Source organism: Sorangium sp. So ce406, assembly GCF_051474675.1.
Taxonomy (GTDB): Bacteria; Myxococcota_A; Polyangia; order Polyangiales; family Polyangiaceae; genus Sorangium; species Sorangium cellulosum_G.
The window spans coordinates 1,793,053-1,813,836 of the sequence record NZ_CP150340.1 but is presented as its reverse complement, the minus strand read 5'-3'; the positions used below and the strand labels follow the sequence as shown (position 1 = coordinate 1,813,836).

Here is a 20,784-nt window from a genome sequence, read left to right as displayed (position 1 = left end):
TGGCGTCGGACGAGGACGTGGTGCCCGAGGAAGCTCATCGGCTCCGTGACGGGGGTCACGAGCGTCTTCGAGCGAGCCGATGAGCCCACTGCGATAGAGCGCCACCGCTTCTGCGCGCCTCGATCGTGACGAGCCCGGCGCACTCGCCGGCCGCGAGCGGACCGCGCACCTGCCGCGACCGCGTTCCGTGGCCCCACAGCCCCAACCTTGCCCCCCCAGCGGGCAAGCCGCGGCGCCGCAGCGCGGGCAGCGGGCTGGTCGCGCGCGCTCTACGTCTACGGTGGGCGGTGAGGCGATCCAGCCTTTGACATCGAGGTCCAGATGGACGATGTGTTGGGGGCTCCGCTCTTTCAAGCGATTCGGAGCACGACGGGAGGGGGCCCGCGGCCAAAACGAGCTCCTCCCGTCGCCTATTTTGTGGCAAGCGCACCATCGGCATCAACAACGGTGCTCAGTAACAGACGGCAAGCGCGTGGCCGCGTTCGGGCGCGAGCTGGGCGAGCGGATCCGCCGTGTTCTCGTCGTGGAGGCCGCTCCTCCGTCACCAGACTTGAACCCGGAGCGGGACGTCCTCTGTATTCCTGACGAAGAGCTGGAGTCCGGCCCACCGACGCGCGACGGACGAGCTCTCCCCCGGCTCCGCGCAGAGCTCCTCCCAGAAGCTCGACACATGGAGCATCACGCAGCCCCGCTTCGAATCGTTGTTCGTGATCTTCACGTTGGTCCACCCCCACCAGCTCCACGTCGGGAAGGTCGCCTCCTGACCTGGGTTCAGTGTGATGTCCGAGAGCGCCAGCGTGGCCTCTTCAATGTCTCCCGTCGTGTCGCCCGCGTCGCTGGCCGCCTCGTCGTCCTCCTCGGGGGCGGCGACGCAAGCGGTGAGCGCGAGCACGGCGAACAGCGATGAGATGTGAATGAATTTGTTGAACATTGTGATCCTCCGATGTGTGATCGACGGTGTCCGCTGGGTTCAACGAGGTCGCGCGCTCCGCCGTCCGGCGCCTGCGTGCCCCCCGGCCTGGACCAGAAGGGTCAGCCAGGAGGTGGGACGCTCGCGCCAAGCGCCGGCGAGTCGCTGCCGAACCTTCGTGTCACATTGCTTGATACGCCGTCGGCGGCGCGCGGTGACGTCCTTCAATCTCGGGATCGCAGTGCGCACGACCCAGCTCCATCAAGGCCGCACGACGGCAGGAGCCGCGATCGCCCCGAGGAGCGTGAGCACGGCGACGGGCGCGACGTGACTGGCCAGGACGTGCAGCGGCGTCGATGCAGGGCAGTGGAGGACCAGGGCGAGGCCCCCTTACATGCCGCTCGCGGTCCCCAGAGCAGCGCCGCGCAGCTTCGCAGACACGGGGACGGCGTGACGCCGCGCCCAGGAGAGCGCCCCCAGCGCGACGGTGCCGATGATCGCGACGATGGCCATGCAGGGCAGCTCGCAGGGGTGCAGCCGCGCAGACGCAGCGACGGCCTCTGGATCGGCGGCGCGCAGCGGGAAGCCTGGTGCGGCTCTCGCTCAAGCGCGCCTTCGCTGACGGGACTGTCGCGGTGGACAGGGATCCGCTCTCGCTCCTGTGCCGCCTCGCGGCCAGCGTTCCGCCGCCGCGCTTTCACACCGTCAAGTACGCGGGCGTGCTCGCCTCGGCGAGTCGCCCACGTTGGCGCGCAAGCGCATCGGACCGCGCCGTGCGAAGCCAGAAGAGCCTACAAGGCGGACGATGACGCCGCTCCGAAACGCAAGCGTGGCGGCTATCGAGCGGTCGACAAACCGCGCCGAGCTCTTGCGCCGCACATGTGCGTTCGATGTCCTCGAGTGCCCAGCTTGCAAGGGGCGGATGAAGCTCGTCGCCATGGTCACCGAGCCCCGGAACATCGTCCGCTTCCTCTCCGCGCTCGGCGAGCCGACCGATGTTCCAGCACGCTCTCCCAACCGGGGACCACCGTACTGAAAAGCACCGTTGTGCGCCGCAAGGCGCTCGGTGACGCCGCATAGCGTCTCGCGACGCGCCTCCCGCGCCAGACCAACGCCCGGACAGACACGTGTGCCCACGGCACGCCGATGCGCCCCGTAGCGCGCTCGGCGCCGCCCGGACCACGCTCTTTCGACCCAGGACCGAGCCATCACGACGCTCGCGGTCCCACCATTTCGGTTTGCTGCGCTACACTTCTTCGCGCTGGGCAGCTTCTTTTGCCTACGCGCCGCTCGATCCAGAAGGTAGTTTTTTGATGAGGATGGAGCTGTCGGTGCCGAGGGGGGATCCGCATAGATCGCGTAGGTTTCCGTAGGAAGCGGGAGCCGCAGCGGCGCCTCTTCGAGGTCCTACGTTTCGAGGCGGAGCGGCTCGCGGCGGCTCCGCGCCGCGTCGGGGCGCGGAGCCACCGCCAGCGTCACGGCACGCGATAGCCGTGGCGCAGGACGGGGAAGAAGCCGAGGTAGAGGTCAGAGCTCCCCGAGACCGCCCCGATGGTAGGCCACTGGAGGTCGACCCGCATGCCGCCGAGCTCGGCGACCTGGCCGCGCAGGAGGTGGCGATAGAAGTGCACGAAATTCACCTCGCCATTGGAGCCGTCGTAATAGCCGTGCTGATGGCCGCCGTGCAGGCCGTCGATGCCGTTGTAGAGGTGCAGCGCGTTTTCGTTGTAATGCTCGTAGTTGTGCATCACCTCGTGAAGGAACTCGGCGTTCAGGAGGTCCGGCTTCCCTGCGGTGTAGCTGGTGGAGAACCCGACGTTGGTGCCGTCGAACGCCCACACGATGTTGCACACGTCATCGACCGAGGAGCCGTCGGCCCGGTGCTGCGAGAAGAAATATACAATCATGTCGTACTGGCTGGCCAGATGCGCGGTCCCGGCCTCCGCCAGGAAGCGCGTGGTGTCCCACCCGTCGTGGTTCTGCTCGTAGATCGGCACGTCCTCGATGGTGGGCAGGACCTCGATCTCCCAGGTCGCGAGCCCGTAGGACAGCGGCCGGAACCACAGATCGTTGGTCGCCTCGGCCTGCGCCACGAGGTCATCGACGTCCTCATCGAAGAGCACGCCCGTGTTCGACGCGTCCGGCCCGCCCAGCGAGGAGACGTAGTTGATGCTGTTCCGGATGGGCAGGATAGCGATGCGCGTCACCTCCTGGATCCCGAGCGGCGCGCTCGCCGTGGCGTTGACGTTCACGGGCGAGGAGCCGACGGTCACGTCGTGCTCGTAGAACGAGCCGGTGTAGTCGGCCGGCGGCAGCTCGCTGCCAATCCCGACGCCGAGCGTGTAATCGCCCGGCGGGAGCGAGAGGGTGGTGGGCGTGGTCCGGCCGGTGAAGACGTCGTTCACGTACACCTTGCCGGGCGTCGCGCCTTGAGCCGTCACGGTGACGGGCTGGAACGCCGGCCGGTTCGGGGTGCTCACGGAGAACGTCCGATCCCACACGAGCCCCCGCCACACGTCCGACCCGTTGCACAGCGTCGCCGGGCACGACTCGCTCACGACGAGCGCGTCGTCCACCCAGAGCTCGACGCCGGCGCTCGCCGGGCCTCCGGTGTTGAGCAGCTGAACGCGGAGCTCGTTGGCGCCGCTCCCGAACCAGTCGCTCACGTCGATGCGCTGGTCGATGTCCGACTCGCCGAAGTGGAACATCCTCCGCTGGATGCCGCCGACCGAGACGACGATCCGATCGTCGCCGCCCGAAACGCGCAGCTCGACCTTCGAGGGAACGCCAGACGTGCCGCCCACGAAGCGCAGGTTGTCAATCAGGTAGTCGACGGTCGTGTGTGGGACGTTCAGGGCGACCTTGAACGTCAGATCGCTGTAGGTCTGTTGCAGGGCGGTGACGACGCTCGTCGGCACGCTGAACGAGAGCGGTGCGTACGTGCCCGCGGCGAGCCCGGCGAGGCTCACCTGGCCCAGGTAGACGCTATGGACGCCGCGGGACGGGATATCGACATAGAGCTGCGCGGTGCCGAAGGCGGGCGAGACCGGCGGCTTCAGGTCGAAGGCGAGGGTCGATGTCACGCCCGACACGGTCGAGAGCGGCGCGGACCGGAGCTCCGCGAAGCTGAAGCTCCGCAGCGCGAGCGCCGAGGCGCCCTGCGAGCTGCTGGCGCTCGCGCTCTTCGTGGCGCCGGTCACCGTCCAGTCGGCGGGGCTCTCGAACCCGAGCACCGACGCCGGCGTCGTGAGGGCCTGCCCCACCTGATCGATGAGCTGCTCGTCCGCGTCGGGCGCCTGCGCGCAGGCGCCGAGCACGAGGGCGCAAGAGGTCGTTATCATGAAGCTTCCACGTCGCATGAAATGATCTCCTTCGTGGCATTGACGGACCGCCGCGCGCCTCCGCCATCTCTGGAGACGGCGAGCCGGACAGCCCCTCGCTGAGCCGCGGCGCAAGCCGCGTGGCAGCGATCGTTCAACGCGCCACGTAGACCGGAGCGGCCGCGGGCGGCCGCGTGGCGGCCGCTTCGGCCTGCAATGGCCCGTGGCGCGTCGTTCGATGGTGCTACGCGTCGCGTCCAGGTCGGTTTCGCGACTTTCTCACGCGGCTGCGCGATCGTTGGCCACGTGGGCCACGTGGATCGGGTTCGGGTCGGCCGGGGTGCACCGCGAGCGGCCGAAGCCGCGCGTCACGCTACCCGGACGCGCCCACGTAGTAGACACAGGTCCCGCGGTAGACCACGCGGGGGTAGGTCTCGATCTGGACCGGCGCCTCGGCGATGTGAACGACCGGCTCCTCGACCACCGCGAACTCCTGGTACGTGACGGTCGCCGGCGCAGGCGTGACGGTCCTGGTGTGGACCTCGGCCACGCCCCCGGGTCCCGCCGAGGAGCGCGAGCGTGGCCAGCGCGGCGAGCTTGCCGCGCCGCAGCGGATGCTGCGGAGTTTCCGGGCGACGAAGGGTCGAGGACCGGCATGGTCGTCTCTAGGAGGTTCATCGCAGCAACAGCGGTGCCATCCGGCGGCGCCGGCGCACGGCGCCGCGGGTATAGCACTTGCTGAATACCTGGGCATCGGCGCGACAGCGCCAGACCTCGCTTGATAAGGAAAGACGATCCCCATGAAACTCTCGAAGGTGCTCTCCGGTCTCGCTGGACTCACGCTCGCCGCCGCTTCGCTCGCGGGATGCATCGTCGTCGATGGCGACGGCGGCCATGATCACGTCGATGACCTCGGGAGCGGCTCGCTCACCGTGACGACGGCGATCAACGGCCTCAGCGACGCGCGGCAGTGCTCCAAATACGACGTGGATCTGCTCGCGGTCCGCGTCGAAAGCGAGGAGGGCTTCGTCTACAAGGCGCGCGTGAACTGCGAGGAATTCGGCGTCGCCTTCGACGGCCTCGGCGCGGGGTACCATGACGTCGATGTCTGGCTCGAGGACTTCGATGGAGACCCGAGGAGCGACGTCGTGCGCGTCCCGTCCGTCGAGGTGATCGACGGCATGGACACGCTGGTGGACGTCGACTTGCCCTCGAGGTCGATCTACCGGTGAGATGCGCGCGGCGCGCTTGATCGACCGCGCCGCGCCGCACCGCGCGGGAGGCGCTCACTCGCTCGCGACCGCGTTCGCGAGCCCGTAGACCCATGCCGATCAGAGGGAGATGGAGCATCCGGACGCCGCCGAAGCGCACGTGAACACGCCCGAACCTTGATGGTCCACGCACGCGCCATTCGCGCATTGGTCGCCCGTGGTGCATGTCGCGCCGTTCGGCCTCTTCGGCGCACAGACGGGTGGGTCGCTCGAGGTGTCGCAGTTGCCCTCTTTGCACTGACTGTCATTGGCGCACGGCTGCCCGTTGGCCTCGGGGTCGCTGCAGATGGTCTCACCACCTGAGTCGTTGCAGTAGCCGCTCAGGCACGCGCGGTTGCTCGCACATGCCTGGCCGTTGGGCTTCGCCGCCACGCAAAAAGAGCCACGTTTGCTCTCGCACACAAGGCCATCACCACATTCGCGCGTGCATGGATCGCCGGCCCCCGGCTTCACCACGCACGTACCGAGGTGCGCAAAGGGCGCGACCTCGCAGTAGGTGTCCGCGTCTGCGCATTCCGCGGACAGCGCGCAGTCGCCCCCCGTCGCGACCTTCGCGACGAACGCGCCGTCGCATGCGGGCCACGCCCCGGAGGCTCCCATTGCCTCGACGTCGGGGCACGACAGCGCTTGCAGTTGATCGATGCAAGAGTGCGCCGGACCCTCGCGGAACTCGAGCCGCCCCGCCGCGACAGCTTCCGCCTGGAGCTCGGGGTACCTACCCATCGAGGATCGGAGCTTGTCCACGCACGCGTCTGCAGGAACCGTCACGCCGCAGCATGCGGTGAGGTTCGCACAGAGCGCGCCAAGGATGGCGTCATGGAAGTCGTTGACGGAGAAGTCGTGGACGGGTGAATCGATGCAGCCGATCACCGTCACGAGCGGGAGGAGCATGATGCCTGCGATCCCATGGCGGACGCGCCTGGTCGGGTCGCCATCGCGGATCTGCCGTCGAAACTCCTTGGCGTTGCGAGTGAGCTCGGCGAGGTTCCTGTAGGGGTCGTCACGTCGGGCGTTACAGGCGTCGTCGTCATGGGGATAGGGCACAGTCCACTCCGACGCGTTGCGGGGCAAAAAGTTTGATTTCACCGAGCGAACGAGGTCGGCGCGGATCCGCCTCGGCGCCCTCGTGCTCACCTCTCGGCTGAGGCGCCGCCAACCACGTACAAGGAACGCGATCTCCGAGGATGGATCCTGGTCCCAGAGGTTTCCACAGCAGCTCGGCGTGATCTCGCCATCCAGATTGGAAGCTTTCGCCCTGGACGCCACTTGACATGCGGCTCCTCGTCGTGGTGCGATGTCCATCAGGTCGCGCAAGGACTCGATGTGACCTGCGCGTCGCATCGCTCCGGGGGGAACAGGCACGTGATGCGCTGGACGCTCGTCCCGCTGCCGACTCGATCGTCGTGATCGAGTGGGCCGTCTCCGGACGCCGGGCGCGCATCAGGTCTGATCTGCGCGCGAGGGTGCCGCGCGCGACCGCACGAACCACGTACGAACGAGCGACAACGTAGCAGGGGGTCTCATGACGATGATCGGGCGAAACTGGGCAGTGGCCATCGGGCTCATGCTGACGACCGCGGCATGCGGCTCGAGCGATCCGGACGCGGCGCAGACAGCCGCGCCCATCCAGCGAACGCCGCTTCCTCGGAGCGAGTTCATCCCGCTCGAGATCGAGGCGACCATCGACGCGCTCGTCGCCGAGATCAACAAGAGCTCGATCGAACCGATGCAGATCGCGGTGTTGCTGAAGTCCCTCGACGGCTTCTTTGCGCCGATCGCCACGGGCGCGAACCGAGCCATGGGTGAGCTCGGGGTCTCCGGGAGGGCCACGGGGAACGTGCTCGCTCCTTACAGTGCCGAGACAGAGCTAGAGGAATTGACGGAATTCCAGACTCAACACATCGAACAGTCGGTGGCGGAAGGCGCCGAGGGGATAGTCATCACGCCCGTTGGCGAAGGCAACGCGGCCGCGCTCGACAAGGCCATCGCGAAGGGGATCCCCGTGGTGACGCTCGACGCCGACCTGGCGAGCTCGAAGCGCCATATCTACGTCGGGGTACTCAACGAGGAGGCCGGGGCCCTGGCAGGCAACACCCTGCTCAAGATGCTGCCCGAGGGGCCGGGCACGGTGCTCATCCACGGCTGGGCCGACCCGATCTGGGCCGACGGTGTCAATCGAACTCAGGGCGCAAGGAAGGTGTTCGAGGATGCCGGTTACCACGTTCTGGTACATCAGTCCATCTATCATGACCAAGCCATGGACGTCGATTTGATGAGAGGCGAGATCGAGGACGCCGACCCGCCCGTCGTGGGCCTGATCGGAATGTTCATCGACTCGTATCGATGCGTGCTGGCCGCGGACGCCGCGGACGCGCCGGACCTCCCCATCGTCACCTTCGACTTCGCGCCGGAGACCGCCGGCTATATGCGCCAGGGTCGCATCAAGGCCACGCACGTCCAGCGGCAGTACTACGAGGGGTACCTCGGGCCCTACATCGTCTACGGCATCAAGAGCATCGGCTTCGACGCGATCAAGGAGATCCTCGCGCCGCAGCTCGTCAAAGACAGCCAGTTCAACCTCGGCGTCGACGTGGTCCCGGGGGAGAAGGTCGACGCCTACAACCAGTTCCTCGACGAGGTCGGCGCAGAGCAGTAGCGGCGCGCAGATCGAGGAGGATCTGCTCCTCGCCGCGCGCGAGGTCGTCGCCGATCCCCCGGCTGCTCGCGACTGCAGCGAAATCAGGGACGGATTCGGTCGCTTGGACGAAGCCCTGCGGGCGACGCCGAGCGGCTTCGAGCGTGCGGCCCGATACCCACCCGCCCAACGTCCAGCATCAGCCGCCTGCCGGAGCGACGGAGCGAAGCACCGACGCGGAGGCAGGTCGGCTGCATGCAACGGTCAGGCGATGTTGTCCCCAGCAAGGCGATGTTGTCCCCAGCAAGGAGCGCAAGTCCTCGGACCGGCAGCTACGTTTGGCGGCGGAGCAACTCCACCCCCTTGTAGAGTGCCTCAGCGCGATTCGCTGGTCCCGTTGTGCCGGTACGACGGGCAAGGGCAAGGTCAGCTACGCGCGCCATCGCCGGACGTGCTAGGCCTTCGCGTATGCCGACCCCCAAGCCCGCTGATGTCGATGCGTACCTCGCTGCCCAACGTCCCGAAGTCCGCGCCGCCCTCGTCAAAGTCCGAGCCGCGATGCGCCGTGCTCTCCCAACTTCCGTTGAGGCCATCAAGTACGGAATGCCGGCGTACCTCGTTGATGGCCGCGCCGTTGCATCCTTCGCGGGATGGAAGGACCATTACGCTCTCTACATCGTCTCGCCTACGCTCTTTGAAGCTATCACAAAGGATCTTGAAGGCCGCGAGGCGAGCAAGGGGATCATCCGCTTCAAACTCGACGAGCCCGTGCCCGAGTCCGTCGTGGTGCGGCTCTCGGAGTGGAACGCCGTCGCTGGCGGTACCGCCTCTGACGTCCCCAAGAAGCCGACGAAACCAAAGGCAGCTGCTTCGCCTACTCCAAAGCGCAACACTCGAAGCAGAGCTCCTTGACCGGTTCTTGACGTCGATACAGCGCATCGCGATCCCCGCAGGCCTAACTATCATTCGACTGACCTCGACGAGCAGGTCGAAAGCCGTCCAGGCCGCGGGCTTCCTGGCGCTCGAGTGGTGCCGGTCGATGGACGGCCTGTCGTGGCCGGTCAACGTGCTGGCGAGCCTCTTCCAGTCGGCGATGACGCGGACGGAGGGCTTCAACGAGGAGCGCGTGGGTATCGGGTGAGCGCGGCGCCGGTCCGGGTCGCGGCGCGTCCGCCGCGGAGGCGCGGTGAGGCGGCGCCGGCGATGGACGCGCCGCGGGCCCGCCCCGCGGCAGGGCTCCGCGCGAGGGATGTCTCGGCGCGGTCGGGGCCGGGGCGGACGCTCGACAGCCCCTCTCGGCGACCTCTGAAGATCGGCGATGTTCGATTCATGAAACCCGTACGATCGGCAATCGGGACATCGTCGATCACCACCTGATTACGAGTGCTCCCGACGCCTCGTTCGCGGCGGGCTCCGTCGCGGTGTGCGAGCCCGGCGCGGTCGTCGCGGGCCACGCGGGCCACGCGGGCCACGACTGCCGGCCGGGAGCGATCGCCTCATGACGCAGCGCCGCGACCACATGCCCCTCCACGCCGAAAAAAGCCGTACGTCCCGCTTGACCTTCATTCCGCGGTTGTGTGTAATCGGCTGCGCTGCGAATAGCCTTGAATTGTGGACCGTCACCCTGCCACGGCGTCGATGGACTCGCCCATCGAAGCGTGAGTACCAGCGTGATGCAGCATGGTATCCGTGCCGACCGCGCCCCTGAAACGTCGGGGGCGCGCCCGTGTCACCGGCTGCCGCCCTGGAGCTCACTCCGGCGCTCCTGGGACGGTTCTGAACGAGATGCGTGACGCCCTCGCGGCGCTGCTCGGGCTCGCACACGGCGGCTGATGTTCTGCCCCTGAAGAGACTCCTGCCACCACACACGACATGACCTATCACGACTTCAGCTCCGAGGACGCCAGCATTCACCGCTCGTTCGAGCTCCAGGCCGGGCGCACGCCCGGCGTCGTGGCCGCATCCTTCGGCCCTGACCGGCTCACCTATCAGGAGCTGAATCGCCGCGCGAACCAGCTCGCGCACCACCTGAGGAGCCTGGGCGTCGGCCGCGACGTCCTCGTCGCGCTGTGCGCCGAGCGCTCCCTGGAGGCGCTCATCGGGCTGCTCGCGGCGCTCAAGGCCGGCGGCGCCTATGTCCCTGTCGACCCCGCGTACCCGCGGGAGCGGGTCGCCTTCATGCTCGAGGACGCCGGGGCGCCCGTCCTGCTCACCCAGGCGCGGCTGCTCCCGTCGCTGCCGCGCCACGGGGCGCGCGTGGTCCTCCTGGACGGCGATCGCGATCTGACCGCGGGCTTCAGCGGCGAGGACCCGCCGGACACCACGGGCCCCGACGACCTCGCCTACGTCATCTATACGTCGGGCTCGACCGGCAGGCCCAAGGGCACGCTGCTGACGCACCGCGGCCTCACCAACCTCACCCGCGCGCTGGCCGAGCGATTCGACGTGGCGCCGGGCTGCCGCGTGCTCCAGTTCGCGTCCCTCAGCTTCGATGCGTCGGTCTGGGAGATCGCGATGACGCTCGCCCGGGGAGGCACCCTGGTGATGGGGGCGCAGGCCGAGATGATCCCCGGGCCCGCGCTGCTCGATCGGATGCGCGCGGAGGAGGTGTCGATCGCGACCTTCCCCCCCTCCGCGCTCGCCGCCTTCCCCGAGGGCGCGGAGCGCTCGCTGCCCGCGCTCCGGACCCTCATCGTCGCCGGCGAGACCTGCCCGGCCGACCTCGCCGCGCGCTGGGCGCAGGGGCGCAGGTTCATCAACGCCTACGGTCCCACCGAGTTCACCGTGTGCGCCACGATGGCCGACGGGCTCGACCCGGTTCGGGACCCCGGCGAGCCCCTCTCCATCGGCCGGCCGATCAGGAACGCGCGCTGCTACGTGCTCGACCATGCCATGCGCCCGGTCCCGGACGGCGAGGCCGGCGAGCTCTACCTCGGTGGACCCGGGCTGGCCCGGAGCTACCTGGGACGGCCCGAGCTCACGGCGGCGCGGTTCGTCCCCGATCCGTTCAGCTCCACCCCGGAGGCCCGGCTCTACCGCACGGGGGACGTGGTGCGCCGCCTGCCCGGCGGCGATCTCGCCTTCCTCGGGCGCGTCGACCAGCAGGTGAAGATCCGCGGCCACCGCGTCGAGCTCGGCGAGGTCGAGGCCGCGCTCGGGCGCCACCCCGCCGTCCGCGCGGCGGTGGCCGTCGCCAGCGAGGGCCGCCTCGTCGCCTACATCGTCGCGCGCCCGGACGCGCCGGACGCGCCCCCGGCCGCCCCCCGGGCCGTCGTGCCCGCGCTGCGCAGCTTCCTCCGCGAGAGCCTCCCCGAGGTCATGATCCCGTCGACGTTCGTGCTGCTCGACGCGCTGCCGCTCGGCCCCAGCGGGAAGGTGGACCGCGCGGCCCTGCCGCCGCCGGACGCCGCCCGGCCCGATCGCGGCGACGGCGAGCCCCTCGCGCCGCGCAACCAGATCGAGGCGGCGATCGCCGCGGCGTGGGCCGAGGCGCTCGGGATCGAGCACCTCGGCGTCCACGACGACGTCTTCGACCTCGGGGCGCACTCGCTGCTCGCCGCGCGGGTGCTGTCGCGGCTGCGCCGCGCGCTCGGCGTCGAGCTCTCCCTGCAGAGCCTGTGCGACGCCCCCACGGTCGCCGCGCTGGCCGAGCTCGTGGAGTCGCTCCCCCGGCCGAAGCAGCGCCCGGCCGCCGCGGCCATCCGGCCTGCGCCGCGCGACCGGCCCATCCCCCTCTCGCACGGGCAGCGGCAGATCTGGCTCCACGCCTCGCTCCACCCGGGCGCGCTGTTCTACAACGAGCCGTTCTCCCTGCGCCTCCGCGGGCCCCTCGACGTCCCGGTCCTGGGGCGCGCCCTCGACGAGCTCCTCAGGCGCCACGAGATCCTGAGGAGCGTCGTCGCGGTCGTCGGCGGCGAGCCCGTGCAGCAGATCCTGCCCCCGGCGCCGCTCGATCTGCCGGTCGTCGAGCTGACCGCGCTGCCGGCGCTATCGGCTGAAGCGCGGTGGGGGCGCGCCGTCGCGCTCGCCACAGACGAGGCCCGGCGCCCGTTCGATCTCGCCCGCGGCCCGCTGCTCCGGGCCACGCTGGTCCGGCTCGACGAGGCCGACCACGTGCTGTTCGTGGTGGTGCACCACATCCTGATGGATGGAGTCTCCATCTTCGACGCGCTCCCGAGGGAGCTCCACGCGCTCTACCAGGCGTTCGCCGCGGGCAGGCCGTCGCCGCTGCCCGAGCGCGCGATCCACTACGCCGATTACGCGGTCTGGCAGCGGGAGCAGCAGCTGAGCGGCGCCCTCCAGCCGCAGCTCGATTACTGGAGGCGACAGCTCGCCGGCCTGCCCACCCTGGAGCTGCCGACCGACAGGCCGCGCCCGGCCACCCCGAGCCTCGCGGGGGCCCGCCACTGCGTCGCCCTGTCGCGGGAGCTCACGCTCCGGCTGAAGGCGCTGGCCAGGGAGCAGGGCGTCACGCTCTTCGTGGTCCTGCTCTCGGCCTTCAAGGCGATGCTCTACCGGTACGCGCGGCAGGACGAGGTCGTCGTGGGCACGTCCGCGTCGTGCCGCCACCCGCCGGAGACCGAGGACCTCCTCGGCTTCTTCCTGAACACGCTCGTGCTGCGCACCGACCTGCGCGGCGACCCGACGTTCCGGCAGCTGCTCGGGCGCGTGCGGGCGGTGAGCCAGGCCGCGCTCTCGCACCAGGACGTGCCGTTCGCCAGCGTCGTGCAGGCGCTCCAGCCGAAGCGGGTCCCCGGCCAGAACCCGCTGTTCCAGGTCGCCTTCGTGCTGGAGCCGCCCGTGCCGGCGCTCGATCCGGGCTGGACCCTGAGCCAGCTCGACGTGGACACGGGCGCGTCCAAGTTCGACCTGATGCTGGAGCTCGACGAGCGCGAGGACGGCATCATCGGGCGCATCGAGTACAGCACCGCGCTGTTCGACGCCCGCACCATCGAGCGGATGGCGGGCCACTACGAGGCCCTGCTCGAGGGCGCGTCGCGCGACGTCGATCTGCGCCTCTCGGCGCTGCCGCTGCTCACGCCCGAGGAGCGGAGCGCGCTCCGCGCGTGGGGCACCGCCCCGGCCGGCCCCGGGTCGGACGCGTGCATTCACCGCCTCTTCGAGGCCCAGGTCGAGCGCTCTCCCGAGGCCGTCGCGGTCGTCTTCGACGACGGCGCGGGCAACGTCACGTCGCTCACCTACCGGGAGCTGAACCGGCGGGCCAACCAGCTCGCGCACACCCTGCTCGGCCTCCGCGCGCCGGGGGCGCCGGGGGCGCCGGGGGCGCCGGGGCCCGAAGCCGCGCCCGGCCCCGACGAGGGGGCCCTCGCGCGCACCGACGAGGGCGCCCTCGCGCCCGAAGACCGCGTGGCCGTGTGCATGTACCGGTCGATCGAGATGATCGTCGCGCTCCTCGGCGTGCTGAAGGCGGGCCTCGCCTTCGTGCCCCTGGATCCGACCTACCCCACCGAGCGCCTCGCGTTCATGCTGGAGCAGGCCCGGGTCCGCGTGATGCTCACCCAGGTGCGCGTCGGCGCGGTGCTGCCGGGGTGCCGCGCGCGCGTCCTCTGCCTGGACGCGGATCCCGAGGAGATCGGCCGGGCGCGCGACGACAACCCGACGGAGCTGGCGACGCCGGACCAGCTCGCCTACGTCATGTACACGTCGGGCTCCACCGGCCGGCCCAAGGGCGTGGCCGTGCCGCACCGGGGCGTGGCCCGGCTCGTCAAGGGCACGACGTACGCGCGCTTCGCGCCGGACGAGGTCTTCCTGCAGCTCGCGTCGATCTCCTTCGACACGTCGCAGTTCGAGATCTGGGGCGCGCTCCTCAACGGCGGCCGGCTGGTCGTCATGCCCCCCGCGCCCGCGTCGCTCGACGACCTGGATCGCGTGATCCGGCAGCACGGGGTGACCACGGTGTGGCTCACCGCCGGCGTCTTCCACCTCCTCGTGGACGAGCGGATCACGGCGCTGCGCGGCCTGCGCCAGATCGTGGCCGGGGGGGACGTCCTGTCCCCGCAGCACGTCAACCGGGTCCTCGCCGAGCTCCCGGGGTGCCGGATGATCAACGGCTACGGGCCCACGGAGGCCGCGACGTTCGCCTGCTGCGCCGCGGTGGAGCGCCCGGTCGGCCACACGGTGCCCATCGGAAGCCCGATCCCCGGCACGAGGGTGCACGTGCTCGACCGGGATCTCAACGAGGTCCCGGCCGGCGTCCCCGGGGAGCTCTGCATCGGCGGAGAGGGCCTCGCGCGCGGCTACCTCGATCTGCCGGAGCTCACCGCGGAGCGGTTCATCCACGATCCCATCGGCGGCGAGCCGGGAGGGCGGCTGTACCGGACCGGCGATCGCGTCCGCCTGATGCCGGACGGGCAGCTCGAGTTCCTCGGCCGCATGGATCAGCAGGTCAAGGTCCGCGGTTACCGGATCGAGCTCGGCGAGATCGAGGTGGTCCTCGGCGAGCACCCGGCCGTGCGCGAGGTGGTCGTGGTGGCGCAGCCGGCGCGCTCGGGCGACCGGCGCCTCGTGGCGTACGTCGTCCCGCACGGCGGCAGGGCCGCGGCGCCGCCCGCGCAAGCCGGGGCCCGCGCGCGCCCGTTCATGGCGGATCCGACCGGCGGGCTCGAGCGTGCGATCCGCGATCACGCGCAGCGGCGGCTGCCCGACTACATGCACCCCTCGGCCATCGTGCTGCTCGACGCGATGCCCCTCACGGGCAACGGCAAGGTGGACCGCCGCGCCCTGCCGGCCCCCGTCGAGCTCCGCCCCGAGAGCGCGCCCATGGTGGCGCCGCGGAGCTCGCTCGAGGAGCGACTCACCGCGATATGGCAGGACGTCCTCGGCATCGAGCGCGTGAGCGTGCAGGACAACTTCTTCGATCTGGGCGGCCACTCGCTGCTCCTGATGCGCCTCCACGAGCGCGTCCGGGAGTCGTTCGGCAGCGATCTCTCCATCGTCGATCTGTTCGCGCGCCCGACGGTCACCGATCTCGCCGCGTTCCTCGCGAGCGGCAGCGGCGGCGGGAGCGACCTCTCGGAGGCCGACGCCCGGGCGCTGAAGCAGCGAGAGATCCTGAAACGAAAGAAGCAGGCAGCCAAGAGCAGACAGAATGGATCCGCTTGATCAACCCGTCCCGGAGGACCAAATCGCGATCATCGGGATGGCCGGCCGCTTCCCGGGCGCGAGGAGCGTCGACGCCTTCTGGCAGAACCTGCGCGATGGGGTCGAGTCGATCGCGGCGCTCTCGGATCAGGATCTCGCCGCGGCGGGCGTGCCCCCGGAGGTGGCCTCGGACCCGAGCTACGTCCGCGCGCGGGCCGTGCTCGACGAGGTGGAGTGGTTCGACGCGGCCTTCTTCGGGATGACCCCGCGAGAGGCCGAGATCCTGGATCCGCAGCACCGCTTCTTCCTGGAGTGCGCGTGGGAGGCGCTCGAGCACGCCGGGTACAACCCCGAGGCGTTCAAGGGGACCATCGGCGTCTACGCGGGCGCGAGCGGCCACGACACGTATTTCCTGAGCAACCTTTACCCGAACCACGAGCTCAGGAAGGCGATGGACTATCAAGTCTACGTCGCCAACGACAAGGACTTCCTGCCCACGCGGACCTCGTACAAGCTGAACCTCCGCGGGCCGAGCGTCGCGGTCCAGACCGCCTGTTCCACCTCGCTCGTGGCCGTCCACATGGCCTGCCAGGCGCTGCTCACCTACCAGTGCGACATGGCGCTGGCCGGCGGCGTGGCCATCAACGTCCCCACGCGGTCGGGTTACCTGTACCGGCACGGCATGATCCTCTCGCCCGACGGGCGCTGCCGCGCGTTCGACGCCGAGGCGCAGGGGACGGTGGTCGGCAACGGCGCGGGCGTCATCGTGCTGCGCCGGCTCGAGGACGCCCTCGACAGCGGCGATCACATCGAGGCGGTGATCCGGGGCTCGGCCGTCAACAACGACGGCTCGGGCAAGATCGGGTTCACCGCGCCGGGCGTGGAGGGGCAGGCGCAGGTCATCGCGCAGGCCCTGGCGATGGCGAACACCGATCCCGAGACGATCAGCTACGTGGAGGCCCACGGCACCGGCACGCGCCTCGGGGATCCCATCGAGGTCGCGGCGCTCACCCGGGCGTTCCGCGCCCGGTCCCGCGGCCAGCGCAAGGGCTGGTGCGCGCTCGGCTCGGTCAAGCCGAACGTCGGGCACCTCGACGTCGCCGCCGGCATCACCGGCGTGATCAAGGTCGTGCAGGCGCTCCGCCACCGGCAGATCCCGGCCAGCCTGCACTTCAAGATGCCGAACCCGGAGATCGACTTCGCGAACAGCCCGTTCTACGTCAACGCGGCGCTCGCGGACTGGGAGCCCGGCGACGGGCCCCGCCGCGCCGGCGTGAGCTCGTTCGGCATCGGCGGCACCAACGCCCACGCCATCCTCGAGGAGGCGCCCCACGCGGCGGCGGCGCCCGGCGGGCGGTCCTGGCAGCTCCTCCTGCTCTCCGCCCGCACGAGGACCGCGCTCGACACGATCACCGAGAACCTCGTCGGGTACCTCAAGGCGCACCCGGACGTCAGCCTGCCGGACGTCACGTTCACGCTCCAGGTCGGCCGCAAGACGTTCCCGCACCGGCGCATGCTCGTCTGCAACGACGCAGACGAGGCGGTGAGCCTGCTGTCGACGCTCGGGGAGCGGCGGGTCCTCGCGCACGTCGAGGAGGCCATCGATCGCCCGGTCGTCCTCATGTTCCCGGGGCAGGGCACGCAGTACGCCGGCATGGCGCGGGAGCTGTACGAGCGGGAGCCCACGTTCTGCGCCGGCGTCGATCTCTGCGCGGCCATGCTCCAGCCCGAGCTCGGGTTCGATCTCCGCGAGGTGATCTACCCGCCCCCGGGGCGGGAGGCGGCGGCCGCGGAGCTGCTCAAGCAGACGCGCTTCGCCCAGCCCGCGCTCTTCGTGATCGAGTACGCGCTCGCCACGCTCTGGATGGAGTGGGGCATCCGGCCCGCGGCGATGATCGGCCACAGCCTCGGCGAGTACGTCGCGGCCTGCCTCGCGGGCGTCTTCTCGCTGGAGGACGCGCTGAAGATCGTCGCCCGGCGGGGCAAGCTGATGCAGGAGATGCCGCCGGGCGCGATGCTCGCGGTCCCGCTGCCCGAGGCCGAGGTGCAGCCGCTGCTCGACGAGGGGGGCGGCGCGCTCTCGCTCGCGGCCGTCAACGGGCCGGCCGCCTGCGTCGTGGCCGGGCCCGAGGACGCCGTCGAGGCGCTCTCCGACCGGCTCTTCGCCGAGCGCGAGCTGGAGTGCACGCGCCTCCAGACATCGCACGCGTTCCACTCCCGGATGATGGAGCCGATGCTCGCGTCGTTCACCGCGATCGTGGCCCGCGCGCGCCCGAGCGCCCCGAAGATCCCGATCGCGTCGAACGTCACCGGAACCTGGCTGTCCGCGGCCGACGCGCAGGACCCCGGGTACTGGGCGAGGCACGTGCGCGAGCCGGTGCGCTTCATGGCGGGGCTCGGCGAGGTGCTCGCCGATCCGACGCGCGCCCTGCTCGAGGTCGGCCCGGGCCGGGTGCTCGCGACCCTGGCCAAGCAGCACCCCGCGCGGGGCGCCCGCCGGGTGATGCTCTCGTCGATCCGGCACGTCCACCACCGCCAGTCCGACATCGGGTTCCTGCTGGAGACGCTGGGCCAGCTCTGGCTCTCCGGCGTCCGCGTCGACTGGTCGGGCTTCTACACCCACGAGCCCCGCCGGCGCGTGCCCCTGCCGACCTACCCGTTCGAGCGGAAGCGGTACTGGATCGACCCGCCCGCGCCCGCCGCATCGAGCGCCGCGCGCCGGCCGGCGCGCAGCGCGCCGGAGCCGGCCGGCCTGCTCCACCTCCTGGCCTGGAAGCGCTCGGTGCTGTCGGGGTCGATGAAGGCGTCGGCCCGGCCGGCCAGGGCGCAGTGCTGCGTCGTCTTCGCCGACAGCTACGGGCTGGGCGCCCGGATGGAGATGCGGCTCCGCCGGGACGGCTACAAGGTCATCACCGTGCGGCCGGGCGAGGGCTTCGCCGAGACGGGCGAGGGCGAGTTCACCGTCGCCCCCGCGAGCCGCGCGGACCACGCGTCCCTCTTCGGCGCGCTGCGCGCGGCGGGCGTGTCCCCCTCGCGCATCATGTTCCTGTGGGGCGTGACCAAGCCCGCGCGCGCGCCGCTCGACGCCGGCCGCCTCGCGGAGGCCCAGCGGCTCGGGTTCGCCAGCCTCGTCGCGCTGGCCCAGGGGATCGGCGACGCGGGGATTCGCGACGAGGTGCGGCTCGGCGTCGTGACGAGCCACATGCAGAAGGTGACCGACGCGGCCGTGCTCTGCCCCGAGAAGGCCACGCTGCTCGGCCCGTGCGAGGCCATCCCCAGGGCGTACCCGAACGTCTCGTGCATCAGCGTCGACATCGACCTGCCGGAGCCGCGGACGCTGCAGGAGGCGAGGCTCATCGACCAGCTCCTCGCCGAGGTCACGCTGGAGCAGACCGAGCCCGTCATCGCCTACCGGAGCGGCGAGCGCTGGGTCCGGATCTTCGAGCCCGCGCGCATGGACCGCGCCGAAGGCCTGCCGCCGCGCCTCAAGGAGGGCGGCGTCTACCTGATCGCCGGCGGGCTCGGGGCCGTCGGCTCCGCCCTCGCGGAGCACCTCGCGAAGGTCGCGCGCGCGAAGCTCGTGCTCACGGGCCGGACGGCGCTCCCGCCCCGGGAGGCCTGGGGCGGCCTCGCCGGCGCGGGCGTTTCCGGCGCGGGCGCCCCCGCAGCGCTGCGCCGCAAGGTCGGCGCGGTGCTCGAGATGGAGCGGCTCGGCGCCGAGGTGCTCCTCGTGACGGCCGACGTCACGCGGATCGACGACATGCAGCGCGCCGTGGCCGAGGCGCTCCAGCGCTTCGGGCGGATCGACGGCGTCGTCCACGCGGCGGGCGCCGGCCGCGCCGTGCCCCTCCACCGCATGACGCGCGAGGAGGGCGAGGCGCTGCTCGCCCCGAAGGTCGACGGCGCGCTCGTCCTCGACGAGGTGCTCCGGGGGCTCCGGCCCGATTTCGTCGCGTTGTGCGCCGCGCGGACCGCGGGCGCCCGCGGGGCGGGCCTCGCGGGCCAGTGCGCCGCGACCGCCTTCCTCGGCGCCTTCGCGCAGCGGCGGGCCGCCGGGGACGGCCCGCTCACGATCGCGATCGAGTGGGACCCGTGGCAGCAGAAGGACACCTCGCGCGGCAAGGAGCTCGAACCTGCGCCCGCGTCGAGCGACGGCGGTCCGGCCTCCGCGGAGGAGGGGCTCTCGCGCGACGAGGCGCTCGACGCCTGGATGCGCGTCCTCACGAGCCCCACGCCCCACGTCCTGGTCCTGAAGCGGGAAGCGCAGGCCAGGCAGCGCGCCGCGGCCAGCTCGAGCGCGCCCGGCTCGAACGCGCCGCCCTCGCGGGAGGCCGAGTCCGAGGGCATCCCGAGGTCGGTCCACCCGCGGCCCGACCTCGGCACGGCCTACGTGGCGCCGCGCGATCCGCTGGAGCGCGCCGTCGCCGAGACGTGGGAGAAGCTGTTCGGCATCGAGCGGATCGGCGTGCACGACGACTTCTTCGCGCTCGGCGGCGACTCGCTGCTCGCCGTCCAGCTCATCTCCCGGCTGCGCAACGTCGTGAACATGGATCTCCCCGGCCACAGCCTGCTCAACGCGCCGACCGTCGCGGCCCTGGCCGAGCTCATCGCGCAGTCCGACTCGCCCTCATCCACCTCGATGTCGCGGCGCTCTCCCGCGCGCCTCCTGCCCGCCTCGCTTGTGCGGATCAAGCCCGGCGCCGGGCGGCCGCTCTTCCTGATGCACCCGGTCGGAGGGCACGTTTACTTCTACCACGATCTCGCCACCTGCCTTGACCCGGCGCAGCCCGTGTACGGGCTCCAGGCGCAGGGCATCGAGGGCAAGGCGCCGCCGCTCACCCGCGTCGAGGAGATGGCCGCGCGTTACCTCGAGGCGGTGCGGCGGCACATCCAGCCGGAGGGGCCCTACGTGCTCGGCGGCTCGTCCTTCGGCGGGGTCGTCGCCTTCGAGATGGCGCACCAGCTCATCTCCGGGGGCGAGCGCGTCGCGCTGCTCACGATGATCGACACGCCCGCGCCCACCGCGGTGTTCCCGGAGGATCTCGACACCCCCGAGCGCCTCGCCTACCTGATCAGCGGCGATGCGAGTCTCCCCGTCCCCGCGGAGGAGATCGGGCACCTCTCCCCGGACGAGCAGCTGCTCCACGTGCTCCAGCGCAAGAAGGGTGTCTCCCGGATGTTCCCGAAGCTGGCGCTCCAGGAGCTCGCCACGTTCCGCAAGATCGTCACCGCCAACCTGCAGGCGATGCTGCGCTATGTCCCCCGCCCCTACCCGGGTGACGTGCTCTTCTTCGAGGCGAGCGAGCGCGACGCCATGACCGTGAACAACCCGGCGCGGGGATGGCTCGATTTGATCCAGGGCCAGCTCACTGTCCACGAGGTCCCTGGCAATCACATCACCATGAATTTGCCGCCGAACGTGCAAGTCATGGCCGATCATCTGCGCGCGGCCCTCGACGCGGCGGGACATCAGGGCTGATGTTGACGCCCGGCCGGCGGGCTCTTTACCATGGGTGTGGAGCGGCGACGGCGACGCCCCCGCGCGGT

11 protein-coding genes are annotated in these 20,784 nt (G+C 70.8%); 6 read left to right on the top strand and 5 right to left on the bottom strand.

Going from position 1 to position 20,784, the window contains the following annotated elements; translation table 11 throughout:
- Positions 1-541 precede the first annotated feature (541 nt).
- From WME96_RS06670 to WME96_RS06655, 4 genes are all read right to left on the bottom strand, one after another.
- A complete protein-coding gene (locus WME96_RS06670; RefSeq protein WP_437289327.1) occupies positions 542-931 on the bottom strand; it encodes a hypothetical protein in 390 nt (129 codons plus the stop codon).
- A 369-nt stretch (positions 932-1,300) separates the two neighbouring features.
- Positions 1,301-1,423, bottom strand: coding sequence for a hypothetical protein (locus tag WME96_RS06665; RefSeq protein WP_437289326.1), 123 nt, complete (start codon positions 1,421-1,423; stop codon positions 1,301-1,303).
- Positions 1,424-2,385: 962 nt separating this feature from the next.
- On the bottom strand, positions 2,386-4,251 hold the full coding sequence (locus tag WME96_RS06660) for a hypothetical protein (protein WP_437289325.1): 1,866 nt from the start codon (positions 4,249-4,251) through the stop codon (positions 2,386-2,388).
- A 352-nt stretch (positions 4,252-4,603) separates the two neighbouring features.
- Positions 4,604-4,780, bottom strand: a complete 177-nt coding sequence (locus tag WME96_RS06655; RefSeq protein WP_437289324.1) for a hypothetical protein — start codon at positions 4,778-4,780, stop codon at positions 4,604-4,606.
- A 250-nt stretch (positions 4,781-5,030) separates the two neighbouring features.
- Between WME96_RS06655 and WME96_RS06650 the strand changes: the two genes are divergently transcribed.
- On the top strand, positions 5,031-5,462 hold the full coding sequence (locus WME96_RS06650; RefSeq protein ID WP_437289323.1) for a hypothetical protein: 432 nt from the start codon (positions 5,031-5,033) through the stop codon (positions 5,460-5,462).
- A 99-nt stretch (positions 5,463-5,561) separates the two neighbouring features.
- Here the strand turns inward: WME96_RS06650 and WME96_RS06645 are convergent, their stop codons facing one another.
- Positions 5,562-6,587 carry a hypothetical protein gene (locus WME96_RS06645; protein WP_437289322.1) on the bottom strand — a complete coding sequence of 342 codons (1,026 nt, stop codon included), beginning with the start codon at positions 6,585-6,587 and terminating at the stop codon, positions 5,562-5,564.
- 436 nt (positions 6,588-7,023) lie between these two features.
- Between WME96_RS06645 and WME96_RS06640 the strand changes: the two genes are divergently transcribed.
- The 5 genes from WME96_RS06640 to WME96_RS06620 all read left to right on the top strand — a co-directional run bounded on the left by WME96_RS06640 (position 7,024) and on the right by WME96_RS06620 (position 20,716).
- Entirely contained in the window at positions 7,024-8,157 is a 1,134-nt protein-coding gene (locus tag WME96_RS06640; protein ID WP_437289321.1) for a substrate-binding domain-containing protein, read from the top strand.
- Positions 8,158-8,604: 447 nt separating this feature from the next.
- Positions 8,605-9,048, top strand: coding sequence for an iron chaperone (locus WME96_RS06635; RefSeq protein WP_437289320.1), 444 nt, complete (start codon positions 8,605-8,607; stop codon positions 9,046-9,048).
- A gap of 7 nt (positions 9,049-9,055) precedes the next feature.
- Positions 9,056-9,277 (top strand): hypothetical protein, encoded by a 222-nt coding sequence (locus tag WME96_RS06630; RefSeq protein ID WP_437289319.1) that lies wholly within the window; start codon positions 9,056-9,058, stop codon positions 9,275-9,277.
- A 731-nt stretch (positions 9,278-10,008) separates the two neighbouring features.
- Positions 10,009-15,258, top strand: a complete 5,250-nt coding sequence (locus tag WME96_RS06625; protein ID WP_437289318.1) for an amino acid adenylation domain-containing protein — start codon at positions 10,009-10,011, stop codon at positions 15,256-15,258.
- On the top strand, positions 15,245-20,716 hold the full coding sequence (locus WME96_RS06620; protein ID WP_437289317.1) for an SDR family NAD(P)-dependent oxidoreductase: 5,472 nt from the start codon (positions 15,245-15,247) through the stop codon (positions 20,714-20,716). The genes WME96_RS06625 and WME96_RS06620 overlap by 14 nt, the downstream gene beginning before the upstream one ends.
- Positions 20,717-20,784: the final 68 nt, after the last annotated feature.